At 67.3% G+C, this 10,994-nt stretch carries 10 protein-coding genes and 2 pseudogenes; 6 read left to right on the forward strand and 6 right to left on the reverse strand.

Annotation, left to right across the window (positions count from 1 at the left end):
- Positions 1-24 precede the first annotated feature (24 nt).
- Entirely contained in the window at positions 25-1,257 is a 1,233-nt protein-coding gene (locus tag ACWCQK_RS28535) for an NAD(P)/FAD-dependent oxidoreductase (protein ID WP_451159722.1), read from the reverse strand.
- 608 nt (positions 1,258-1,865) lie between these two features.
- Here ACWCQK_RS28535 and ACWCQK_RS28540 point away from each other — a divergent pair.
- A complete protein-coding gene (locus ACWCQK_RS28540; protein WP_451159724.1) occupies positions 1,866-2,750 on the forward strand; it encodes an RNA polymerase subunit sigma in 885 nt (294 codons plus the stop codon).
- A 25-nt stretch (positions 2,751-2,775) separates the two neighbouring features.
- Here ACWCQK_RS28540 and ACWCQK_RS28545 read toward each other — a convergent pair whose 3' ends face one another.
- Positions 2,776-3,696: a sigma-70 family RNA polymerase sigma factor gene (locus ACWCQK_RS28545; protein ID WP_451159726.1), complete on the reverse strand. Its 921-nt coding sequence runs from the start codon at positions 3,694-3,696 to the stop codon at positions 2,776-2,778.
- A gap of 631 nt (positions 3,697-4,327) precedes the next feature.
- Here ACWCQK_RS28545 and ACWCQK_RS28550 point away from each other — a divergent pair.
- The gene (locus ACWCQK_RS28550; protein ID WP_451159742.1) at positions 4,328-4,597 is read left to right on the forward strand and encodes a WhiB family transcriptional regulator; all 270 of its coding nucleotides are present in this window, start codon (positions 4,328-4,330) and stop codon (positions 4,595-4,597) included.
- 334 nt (positions 4,598-4,931) lie between these two features.
- Here ACWCQK_RS28550 and ACWCQK_RS28555 read toward each other — a convergent pair whose 3' ends face one another.
- Positions 4,932-5,429, reverse strand: a complete 498-nt coding sequence (locus tag ACWCQK_RS28555) for an Ohr family peroxiredoxin (RefSeq protein ID WP_451159728.1) — start codon at positions 5,427-5,429, stop codon at positions 4,932-4,934.
- A gap of 502 nt (positions 5,430-5,931) precedes the next feature.
- Between ACWCQK_RS28555 and ACWCQK_RS28560 the strand changes: the two genes are divergently transcribed.
- Both ACWCQK_RS28560 and ACWCQK_RS28565 read left to right on the forward strand, forming a co-directional pair.
- A complete protein-coding gene (locus ACWCQK_RS28560; RefSeq protein WP_451159730.1) occupies positions 5,932-6,342 on the forward strand; it encodes a hypothetical protein in 411 nt (136 codons plus the stop codon).
- A 174-nt stretch (positions 6,343-6,516) separates the two neighbouring features.
- The gene (locus ACWCQK_RS28565; RefSeq protein ID WP_451159732.1) at positions 6,517-6,843 is read left to right on the forward strand and encodes a hypothetical protein; all 327 of its coding nucleotides are present in this window, start codon (positions 6,517-6,519) and stop codon (positions 6,841-6,843) included.
- Here ACWCQK_RS28565 and ACWCQK_RS28570 read toward each other — a convergent pair whose 3' ends face one another.
- The 3 genes and pseudogenes from ACWCQK_RS28570 to ACWCQK_RS28580 form a co-directional block, all read right to left on the reverse strand.
- Positions 6,844-7,929 carry a hypothetical protein gene (locus ACWCQK_RS28570; protein WP_451159734.1) on the reverse strand — a complete coding sequence of 362 codons (1,086 nt, stop codon included), beginning with the start codon at positions 7,927-7,929 and terminating at the stop codon, positions 6,844-6,846.
- Between the two features lie 208 nt (positions 7,930-8,137).
- Positions 8,138-8,914, reverse strand: coding sequence for a barstar family protein (locus ACWCQK_RS28575; protein WP_451159736.1), 777 nt, complete (start codon positions 8,912-8,914; stop codon positions 8,138-8,140).
- Between the two features lie 143 nt (positions 8,915-9,057).
- Positions 9,058-9,234: pseudogene (locus ACWCQK_RS28580) on the reverse strand (ISL3 family transposase); the annotation flags it as partial.
- Between the two features lie 80 nt (positions 9,235-9,314).
- Between ACWCQK_RS28580 and ACWCQK_RS28585 the strand changes: the two are divergent.
- Positions 9,315-9,986 (forward strand): 8-oxoguanine DNA glycosylase OGG fold protein, encoded by a 672-nt coding sequence (locus ACWCQK_RS28585; RefSeq protein ID WP_451159738.1) that lies wholly within the window; start codon positions 9,315-9,317, stop codon positions 9,984-9,986.
- 502 nt (positions 9,987-10,488) lie between these two features.
- Positions 10,489-10,629, forward strand: a pseudogene (locus ACWCQK_RS28590) (IS5/IS1182 family transposase); the annotation flags it as partial.
- Positions 10,630-10,994 lie beyond the last annotated feature (365 nt).

Here is a 10,994-nt window from a genome sequence, read left to right on the forward strand (position 1 = left end):
TGCCCCGTCCTCAGGGCCTGCCCGTCAGGAGAGAAGGCTCTCCAGCGTGATCCGGGGATCGGAGAGGACGGCGTCGTCCGTTCCGGTCTTGGACTCGATCAGGGAACGAATCGGCTCGATGACGTCCCACACGTTGACGCTCATACCCGCGAGAACCTGGTTCCCGGACATCCAGAAGGCGATGAACTGGCGCTCGTCCAGCGACCCTCTGAAGACGACACGGTCGTAGCCGCCCGGGTCCGTGTAGCCGGTGTACTCCATCCCGAGGTCGTACTGGTCGGTGTAGAAGTACGGCAGCCGGTCGTACGCCGAGTCCTTGCCGAGCATGCTCAGCGCGGCGGTCCGCGGCTGGTGCAGCGCGTTGGCCCAGTGCTCCACGCGCAGGTGCCGGCCGAGCCGCGGATGGTAGGCGTTGGCGACGTCACCGGCGGCGTGGATGTCGGGCACCGAAGTCCGCAGATACTCGTCCGTGACGATGCCGTCGCGCACCTCCAGGCCCGCCTCCTCGGCTAGCCGGACGTTGGGTGTGACGCCCACGCCCACCACCACGGCGTCAGCAGGGAGGTGACTGCCGTCGGCGAGGAGCACCCCGTCGACGCGGCCGTCGGTCCCGGTGAGGCGTTCGACCTGCGCGCGGGGGCGCAGGTCCACGCCATGGTCCTTGTGCAGGCCGGCGAACACCTCGGCCGCCTCCCGCCCCAGGACCTTCAGCAGGGGCAGCTCCGAGTGCTCCAGCACCGTCACCTCGGCCCCGGCGGTCCGAGCCGCCGCGGCCGCCTCCAGGCCGATCCAGCCGCCGCCGACGACGACGATACGCGCCCCCGCGGTGAAGGCGGCCTTGAGCCGTTCGCTGTCGCCCACGCGCCGCAGGTACAACACATTGTCCAGGTGCGCCCCCGGGACGGACAGGCGGCGCGGAGAGGAACCCGTCGCAAGGAGGAGCTTGGCGTACGGCAGGCGACGACCGCCTTCGAGCGTGACTTCGCGGGCGTTCCCGTCGACCGACGTCACGCTCGTACCCAGCAGCAGGTCGACTCCGTGCTCCCAGTACCAGCCTTCGGGGTGCACGTCGATCGACTCGCGCTTTTCCTTGCCCAGCAGGTAGCCCTTGGACAACGGCGGCCGTATGTAGGGCCGATCCCGCTCGTCGCCGATGAGGACGATCGGCCCGTCGTGGCCGTGCTCGCGGAGTTCCTCTGCTGCTTTCGCGGCGGCCAGGCCGCCCCCGACGATCAGGAACGTCTTATCACGCGACATGGTGCTCCCAGTCCTGGTTGGTCGGTCGCGCACAGCGAGCCGTGTGACGCGGTCGATTACCTGACCGCGGGACGACGTCGGTTGTGACACCGCGCTCAGGTCGGCACATCTAGGCGGGCGGCGCGCGTTCGTCACGGATCCGGTGGTGCCACGGCTCGCGGGACGGGGGATGGGGAGGGCCGCGGCGATCGAAATCCGCGTGCACGGGCGGGCGTGTGAGGCACGCTTGTCATCAGGGACGCCGGAGTGACATCGCCACGATGACCGGGTGATCGTGGCCAGGGGACGGAGTGAACCCCCAGTCGACTCGCGGGAATCGGTCCAGTACACACGCGAGGCCTTCGTCTCCGAACACACTGTGCTGTCTCTGAGACGGATGTGTTCCGACGGGAGACAGCAGGACGGAGACAGTGGGCCTGTGTGACGCCAGGATGATGTCACAACTTCCTCTCTTGTCCGGTCTAGGGGACAACCGACAGGGCGGGGGGAGACCCGTGCCGTTTTCGAGCGCTGGAGCGGCGTTCGGGCACACCGCGGGTAGCGTTCCGGTGCGTATGCCGGGGCGGCGACGGTGGCGCTGGCGGGCCGGTCGAGAGGGGGGGCGCGGTATGGATCGAGCCGGTGACGCCGTGCCGATCGCGGAGTTGCTCGACGAACGGCGGCACCTGCTGGAGGTCGCCCACTGGATGCTGGGCGGCCCCATCGCGGCCGAGCGAGTCACCAACGAGGCGTACAGGCAGTGGTACGGGCTCTCCGACACGGAGCGGGCGCGGGTGCTGGCGCCCCGGGCATGGCTGACACGAGCCGTCGGTGGAATCTGTCTGGCGACGCTGGCGCTGCCGGACGGGGACGAGAGTCCGCTGTCGGGCACGCCCGCCCGTGCGGCAGGGCTGGAGGCGGAGGTCCGCGCGGTGCTGTCTCGGATACTGGACTCGCTGTCCCCGGCCGAAAGGGCGGCGTTCGCGCTCGACGACGTGTTCGGGATGACGCCGCGTGCGGTCGCGGGCACCGTCGGACAGTCCGAGCCGGACCGGACAACGCCGGACCGCACAACGCCGAATTGCGTCGAGCCGGTGGAGCGCGCCCGGCAGAGCCTTCGGGATCGCCACGCGGAGCCCACATCGCCACGCCGACAGGACGAGATCGCCCACGCGGTGCGACGGGCGTGCGCCGACGAGGACGCGGGCCTTCTGGCGTCCCTGCTGGACCCCGACGCGATCGCCTTCTTCGACGGCGGGGGCAGGATCAGGACGCAGACCCGGCCCATCCACGGCAGCGGACAGATCACCCGCAGCCTACTGACGCTGCTCGCCCGGCATCCCCGTACCGCCCTGCACACCCATTCCGTCAACGGACGCACCGGCCTCGTCGCCCGCTACGACGACCAGGTCGCCGCGGTCATCAGCCTCGACATCGCCGGTTCCCGGGTCGTGCAGGTCTGGGTGATTCTCAATCCCGACAAGCTGCGCGCCTGGAACCGGCCCCGCCCGTGATGTGGCGCTCGGGGCGGGCCGTCCGTCAAGAGCCGACGGCGGTCGCGTAGCGGGAACCGGAGTCGAAGAAGGCGGCGATCTTGTGCGGATTGAACACCCACATCACCTGGTGGATGCCCCTGCGCGTGGCCGCGATGGTCACGAAGACGGTGGGCCGGCCGTCTCGGTACAGGAGGATCCCGCTACGCCCGTTGGCCTCGACCAGTCTGACCTCGGCCCTCGGCCAGAACCGCGGGTAGGACGTCGACAGGTTCGCCACCCGGGCACGTCCCAGGACGGGCACGCGAGCTGCGCCCCGTAGGCCGTCACCGTCGGACAGACTGACCACGTTCGGGGTGAGCAGTGCCTCCAGCGAGGCGACGTCACCCTCTTGGGCAGCAGCGACGAAGGCGTTCAGCAGGCGACGGTGCTCGGCCGTGTCCACACTGTCGCGCTCGTCCTCCGTCAGGTGTTTGCGTGCCCTGCTCACGATCTTCCTGATGTTGACGGGGGTGAGCCGCAGTATCTCCGCGATCTCCGCATAGCCGTAGTCGAAGGCTTCTCGCAGGACGTACGCCGCTCGCTCGGTCGGGGTGAGCTTCTCGAGCACCAGGAGGAGGGCGAGTTCCAGAGCCTCCGCTCGTTCGGCGCCGACCTGCGCATCGTCGCTGGTGTCGACGGGCTCGGGCAGCCACGGGCCGATGTAGGTCTCTCGGCGCACACGTGCGGACTGTGCCACGTTGATGGCCAGCCGCGTGGTGGTGCTCGACAGGAACGCCACGGGGCTGATCACCACGGAACGATCGGTTCTCTGCCAGCGTAGCCACACCTCCTGGACGACGTCCTCCGCCTCCGTCGTGCTTCCCAGCATCCGGTAGGCGATTCCGAAGAGACGCGGTCGGATCTCCACGAAGACAGACACGGCCTCACTCAGATTGCCCTCTTCGGGGGACGCCTCTGGATGCATGATCCCGATGTCTCCGTTCCTCCGGTCGTCGATGGTGTCGCGGGACGCGATCTTGTGGCCGCTCTCCACATACCGCCGGATCCGGTCCGGCGGTCTGTGGGTGCGTCTGGCCTGTTCTGATCGCCTCCGCCTGCAAAGACCGACGGTGGCACCGTTTCGTGACAGTCCCGCGCGGTGATTTCGCGGCCCGGGCTGCGGGAGCAGGCCTCGTATCGGCCGCAAGGACCTTCTCGGAGGGGCGAACAGGCGACATTCGGGTGGTTCAAGGCGGTCGGCAGCCGCGCTGACCGCTTCCAGCGCAGGGGAAGCGGGGGCGCTTGGGACCGATTCACAACGTTGAGCCACACTATGTTTCGCGTATTCACAGCATCGTGGCACGCTACCGCACGGCTGGGAACAAGGAGGCAGCAGGGCAGGTGGACAACACCTCGATGGACGCCACCCAGTACCTGGGGCCCGCGAGCCATGGGCCGCACTCGGCGGCCCGCGGCCGGGGTCTGGTGTCACAACACGGCGTCCGGTCCGGTCACACCATGGGACGAACCGTGATGTGTCCTCCGCCGGACCGTTCCGCACCTCATCAGCCCCCCGAGACCGAATCCGCCCGCACCGCAGGAGGTGTTCCGTGGACGTGAACTGGCGCGAACTGGCGCTCTGCCAAAGCGAAGATCCTGAGCTCTTCTTCCCGATAGGCAACATCAACAGCGGCCCGGCGCTGATACAGACGGACGAGGCGAAGGCGGTCTGCCGTCGCTGTCCCGTGACGGAGCGGTGCTTGGCGTGGGCCCTCAGAGATGACGCCGTCGAGGGCATCTGGGGCGGCACGTCGGAAGGGGAACGTCGCGCCATGAGACGCCGCACGGTACGCGAGCCCCGGAACGTGGCGGAGGAGGCTGCCTGAGCCCTGGTTGCAGGGCCCACCGACCCGAGGCCGCTCGGCGATAGGGATCGGCCGCGCGGCGGCGGACCTACATGAGTCCGCAGGGGCGAAGTGACATTTATCGCAAAAGAGACCCGAAGTCGCGCATGTTCACCTGTCACGATCCACCCGTGTACGCCATCGCGCAGCCCCGTCGACATCAAGGACCGGGCCTGCAAGATGGCGGTCTCCGCGTTCACCGTCGGCGAGGAGGAAGCCGCCGAGGCCGGCCTCTGGTTCCCCTCCTGACCGCCGCCGGCCCAGGAGAAGCAGCCGCCGCGCGCGGCGCCGGCCGCTGGGTGAGGAGACGGGCCGGTCAGGAGGTGAGGGCGATGGTCGTCGGCGTGCCTTTCCAGGCCATACGCGCGTAGGGGCACAGCGAGTCGGCCTTCCCCACCAAGGCGGCGGCCACCTTCGGGTCGGCACCGGGCCACTTCACCGCCAGATCGACGCGCAGCAGATAGCCCCCGTCCTCCGGATCCCGCCCGAAGGCCACGGTGGCCGCCACCGAGATGACGGCCGGATCGAGCGCCTCCTGGCGTGCCACCAGGCTCAGCGCTCCGTGGAAGCACGCAGCGAAACCGGCCGCGAACAGCTGCTCGGGGTTGGTTCCACGCCCGTCACCACCCAGCTCGGTGGGCATGCGCAGATCGAGGTCCAGGACACCGTCGGACGAGCGTGCCCTTCCAGAAGCCCGCCCGTGCGCGGCCACACCGCCGTCGACGGTCACCGTGGTCGTGTAGATGGGCGAGAACGCGTCCCCGTCGAAGTCCTTCTCGGTGGAGAGGCTGGGCAACTGGATCCGGTCGGTCATGGCGTGTCTCCGATGAGGTCACGGTACGTAGTCCGGCGGACGACGTCCGGAAGTACGTACGCGGGGAACTGGGGGTGCACAGGACGGTGACGGTCAAGGCGAGTGCCCGCTCAAGCGGAGCTCCTCGCGGGCGGCTGGCGTCGCGCCACCACAAACGAGGCACGTCACGTTGTCTGTCCTTCGATGTGCGGAAGTCCGGGATGCGGACTACTGGTTGACCGACAAGCCACCGTTCCTGTGACGACCGCTCACGGGCCGTCAGGAGAGAACGCCTGACACCCTGTCAGCCGTGCGGCGCCCCGACGCCGCGGCACTGGCGACAGCCGCCATGTCCAGGGGCCGTCTGCCTCGGGGTGCGGAGCTGTGGTGAGGTCCAGCCAAGCCGAAGCCGGTGCCGGCCGGGGGAACGTCCAGATCGACCATGCTGGTCAGCTCGGCGGCCTCGGCGCTGTCACGCAGTGTCCTGACCTGGTCCAGGGCGGGGTGCCAGAGGCGGTCGGGCATGGGACAGATGGCGCGGCGGACCGGCTCGTCAAGGGACCACCAGCCGTGCTCGGGCCGCGGCTCGCACATCGGGTGTCTCCATCGGATCATCGCGCAGTACGGCGACCCGCCCCAGGATCTCCGGGTTCGCGGGTGCCGAGGCGACCCCGAGCAGCCGCGCCCTCTCCTCACAATCCCAGAGGGGCGGGCCGCAGGAATTGATTCCAAGACACTCATCAAAGCGTCCTCGATCAGTGATTCTAGCCTCGTCGGACAGGACGATCCCGGGGATCACATGACGATGCAGACTGGCATCGATTTTTTCGGCAATTATGGCCTCGGGCTTACCAGGGAACAGTTCCATTCCGCGGTGATCGATACGGTCGAGCAGATGTACGCGAAGGGAACGGGCCAGGTGAAGAAGAAGTAACGAAAATTGCCCTATGGGTCCCGATTCGTTCTGCACGGAACGAATCGGGACCTTCGGATATTGTTCGGTATGGCGGTTGAGTTACGACTGGGAGTGTGTCCTGTGGTTCTTGATTCGGTCGAAGAGCAGGGTGGGCGTATGAGTGGCCGACGACTGCATGGATGTCTCGGCGCGGTGGTCGTACTGGCCGTTGCCCTGCTGACGGCCACGGTTCTGGGGCGGTCCTGGAACGCTTGTGACGCGGGCGTGAGCAATTCCGTCAACGGTAGTTTTCTCCTTCTGATGTTCATCCCTGTTCTCTGGTTCGTTCTGATGCTCGTCTGGCTGGGGGCCGGGGCCTTTCTCAGAGAGCACCACGTGGTCCGCGCCGTTGTCGTCGGGGCGCTGATGCTCGCCGTTTGCTGGTGCGCCGTCTCGCTATTCTGGGAGGGCGATACGTATCACTGTCCCGGCGGTGTTCCGTCATGGTGGCCGGGTTTCGCCCCTACTCCCGGATTCTGATTATTCCCTCGAACATCCACTACGGATATGTGGGGACTCGGTGTACACGTAGTCCAGGCCGCCCCGGTCGATGGCGGCGAGTGCTTCCAGGTACGCGGTCCGCTCGTGGGAGTGCGGGGTATGCAGCCAGAAGCGCCGCAGGTAGGGCACAGCGTCGCCGGCGTCGGGCCCGAAGCGGGCCAGCCGCCGGGCCGTCCGGTCAGGGCCGCACCAGGCCCGCTCCGCCCATTGCCTGGCCAGTTCCTCCACGAGTCCCGGCAGCGCCTCGGGGCCGGGGTGGTCGGCCAGGATGTCCGCACCCAGCTCAGCCAGCCAGGAGCAGTCGTCCCGTGCCCAGCCGTGCGCCGCCGGAACGGCGAGGGCGCCCAGGCGCTCAACGGCCTGCCTGAGCCGGGGCAAGGGCCGGCGGCCGTCCGACGTTCCCAACAACGGGACGAGCGGGATCAGCCCCTCAGTCGGCTCCCTGCCGTTCAGCGCGCTCAGTGCGTCGCACTTCGTGGTGCCTTCTGTACTGACGTCGGCGAGCAGGGCGAGGAGCTCTGAGGTGCTGAGCCCGGCCAGCGACGGCCGCGCAATGAACGGGCGCCTCTGGGTCTCGATCCCGAACCTCGTCCACGGCTCGGAGAACCGTGGAAGCTCCGCCTCTGCGCCGATTCGAGTACGCGCGACGTCACCGAGGTCTTGCCACCACTCCGTCGGCCAGGCGACGGACACCGACTCCAGTACGCGGACCCAGTGCTCGCCTTTCCGGATATGCATCCGAAGCCCCTCCCGGGCCTCGTCCGATCCGGCGAGAGCCAGCAGCTCCAAGAGGTCACAGGCCCGCAAGCAGGACTCCTCGTCCTCCGCCAGTTGATCCACCACCGGCGTGGGGGACAGCTCCAGGTCCTGGACCAGCCGCGCCAGATACAGAGACCGATCGTCGGCCCCGTGCCATCGCCAGTCACAGCGGATCCCGTCGTACGCGAACACGGCGGATCCTCGCGGGTCCTGGAGCGCTCGGACCGCGCCCAGGCCACGCCCCCGTTGCAGCAGGCCCCGGACGGAGTCGGGGTGGGCGTATGACATCTCGTACTCATCGCTCATCACCCGGAACCCTGCCCGGCTTGGGTACCGGCCCGCCAGGCAATATCGGCCGGGCCTCACCGGACAGGCCATTCTGCTCCAACACGACCGTCCCACGGCGGAGGCCGAGTGCTGCCGAAACTCGGTGCTGGCACAGATCTTGGGGAGTCGTCGCGGAGCGTCACCTCGATGTTCGAGGATGCGGGTGCTGTCTGATCGAGTCGGGCGTCTACTCAGCGAACCCAGTCGCTTGGCTGGCGCTGCCCATCTTGTAGCCATCCGAATGGTCGCGGCGCAGGAACTCAGAGCGGGACTGGAGGATGTCCAGGGCCTGTTGGATCGAGCAGCCGAGGTGGTCTCGGAGCATCTTGATGCCCTCGATGTTCCTGCCGCTGAGGATCTCCTCGTCCGCGAAGGAAAGCGGGCCGGCCGTCCAGGGAGCGGACGCGGGATCCCCACCAGGCCAGTCGACGTCGGTCAGGGTGACGAGCAGGCGGCCGTCCGCGAGCGCCACCGCCACGTCCATGCCGCGGGCTGCCTTCTCCGTGAAGGCAACGGGTGCCGTGTGGTCCAAGAGGAAGACGAAGTGCTGGGCGATACGTTGCCGCCCCTCATCGAGTTCGCCGTCGCCGTCCAGGTGCAGGTTGGAGTTCCAGGCTGCCTGGGCGAGGACCGATACGAACAGCCCGAGGAAGTCCGACTTCAGCAGGTCGTCTGCGTGCTCGATCAGGATCGCGAGGTCCTGGTTGCCGTGTCCGGGACCATGCCAGTCGTGGAGGCAGTCCACGAGCGCGTCCCAGTTGTGGCCGAAGGAGCCGAGGAACGACAGTTCCTGGGCGAAGGTGCGGAAGACGGACGTCGGATCCCGCATCTCCCGGCCATCCAGCCGCAGGACCAGACCGTTTTGGTGCAGGAGCGCGGCCGTTTCCGACGCCAGCCACGGGTCGGCCGGGGAGGTGAACACGACCCATGGAGAGCGGCGTTCCGTCAGAGTGGGCTTGGTCATCATGGGCGAGATCCTTGCACGGCGCCTGCTCGGAACCAGAGTGATTTGAGGAGGGCAGATCGTGGCCAACGAGGATAGTCCGCGCAGTTCAGGGGGCTACTGATGACCGCCCTCAACGAGATCGACAAGAGAGTATTGCGGGGCTACTGCAGCAGGATCATCTTCCGCAGCAGGTGGAAACCAGCTCGTCCGTAGAGCTGCCTTTTGATCTTCTTGATGCGGTTGACGGCGCCCTCGATGCTGCCGGAGCTCCAGTGGAGGGTGAGTGCGGCTGTCACGGCAACGAGGTCCCGGAGCAGGTGGAGGGCGAAGCCGGTGAGGCCGGTCGTTCACCTGCATTCATGGTCGGCTTCCCATACGCTACGGCCCACGGCACGCCACCGTCATGGCCAGGGGGAACATGGTGGAGCAACTTCAGAGGCTCGTTGTCCGCTACAGCGACTACGTACAGAAGCCCGTGCGCTTCCGTCCAGGAACGTGGCGCCCGTGGTTGGCGTCGCACGCGGCCACGCATGTACTCGATGTCGGCGTTGAATCTGCGAATGGGTCGGGCAGTGACCGTCTAATCGAGCGGAGCGACTTGGCCCGGCTCCGTGACCATGCTGGTGACGACCCCGATGGCCTCCGCGACCTGTTTGTGGCTGTCATGATCTGGGGCTCGGGTACCTCCAACGGACGGGGGCCGCGGTACACCGAAGCAGCCCTGTCCGACCCGCGCATGCCTAGGGTCCTTCGGAGCACGCGCGAAGCGGTCCAAGGCGGAGACCTGAGCGGGGCCTACCGACAGTTCGTCCTCAAGGGAGTAGGGCGATCATTCTTCACCAAGTGGTTCGCGGCTGTGGACAATCGCGAAGTCACATGCGATCGGGCCTTGATCCTCGATGACCGGGTCTTTCGCTCGCTGAACGCCCTCGGGTGGTCCAGCTTGAAGGCTGCCGGCACCCGCCATTGGCCCACCCGATACGCCACCTACGTCAGTTCCATGCACGGCTGGGCCTCGTCACTTGGTGTCACACCGGATCGGCTTGAGTGGCTCCTCTTCCATCTGAACGGTCGCGTAGACGAGACATGAGCTCGGGAAGCTGTGATCACTGAAGGACCGTTCCAGCGTCGACCTGAGTAGACGGTCCGGGTGCTGCCCTGTCAGCCTGGCCGCTATTCACCGTGATTCCCCGGTGCTCCCCGCTTTGAGGGCCATCGCTGAGTCTGGGGAAGGTTGCAACTCAACGACTGGTAGCACTCGTGATCACGGAGTAAAGACTGTCCCGACTTGGCGTGTCGCTCCGGACGTAGGGTGCGATGTGCGCCATTGGCGAGACTACGAGGGAGTGCGTCGTGGACCGGAACCCCACCTGTTGCTTCTGCTGGCTCGTCGTCGATCTCGAGCAGGACCAGGAGGCGAATGAGCTCCGGCTTGGTCCAGCGCACTCCAGCAACGTGCGGCAGCTTGTGTACTCCCACTCAAGCTGTCTGCGCGAGCGCGTCCACCAGAACATGGACTTGTGGTGGGAGCTGTGACGGTGGGAGTGAGCACACGCTTGTGACCGCGCCGGGATGATCTTGGTGTGGCGTGAGTGATCACGGCGTCGCAGCCGTCTTGGACAAGCCCGTTTGCCGGGTTGAGCCCGCGCAGCTTCGGCAAGTTGGTCACGGCTGCTCGCAGGCAAGGGGCCGATGACGTTCAGCGAGGCCGACCGTGGGGCCTGCCGTTGGAGGGTCTGACGATGGTGGGTCACTTGCGGGCCGTCCAGCAGTGGGACACAGCGATGTCAACCTCGATCAGCGCTGGCAGGAAGGCTGCACCAACGCCTGGAAACCAAGGGAGGAGATCAAGGGACAGGGCTGTCCCCGCGGCTGCGCCGGCGTCCGCGACTACGTCAGCAGGAATCTTCGCGGCAAGCCCCAAGGGGTCGGCCCCCGCACGCCGTCGGCCCGCGCTGGCTCCTCACCCATCCTGACGCCGTCCTACCCGAAGGCGACCGTCTCTAGTGCCGCATCAGGCAACGTTCGCCCTGTCGTGACGCGCCGTTCGGGGTTCTGTTCCGGGCAACGTATGGCTGTCAAGGTGTGTCAGTGGCAG

The organism is Streptomyces sp. NPDC002306 (assembly GCF_053593435.1).

Bases quoted from the DNA above. Each gene is read 5' to 3' on its own strand.
- ACWCQK_RS28535 (WP_451159722.1), bottom strand. From the start codon at position 1,257: ATGTCGCGTGATAAGACGTTCCTGATCGTCGGGGGCGGCCTGGCCGCC.
- ACWCQK_RS28540 (WP_451159724.1), top strand. From the start codon at position 1,866: ATGGATCGAGCCGGTGACGCCGTGCCGATCGCGGAGTTGCTCGACGAA.
- ACWCQK_RS28545 (WP_451159726.1), bottom strand. From the start codon at position 3,696: ATGCATCCAGAGGCGTCCCCCGAAGAGGGCAATCTGAGTGAGGCCGTG.
- ACWCQK_RS28555 (WP_451159728.1), bottom strand. From the start codon at position 5,429: ATGACCGACCGGATCCAGTTGCCCAGCCTCTCCACCGAGAAGGACTTC.
- ACWCQK_RS28560 (WP_451159730.1), top strand. From the start codon at position 5,932: ATGGGACAGATGGCGCGGCGGACCGGCTCGTCAAGGGACCACCAGCCG.
- ACWCQK_RS28570 (WP_451159734.1), bottom strand. From the start codon at position 7,929: ATGAGCGATGAGTACGAGATGTCATACGCCCACCCCGACTCCGTCCGG.
- ACWCQK_RS28575 (WP_451159736.1), bottom strand. From the start codon at position 8,914: ATGACCAAGCCCACTCTGACGGAACGCCGCTCTCCATGGGTCGTGTTC.
- ACWCQK_RS28585 (WP_451159738.1), top strand. From the start codon at position 9,315: ATGGTGGAGCAACTTCAGAGGCTCGTTGTCCGCTACAGCGACTACGTA.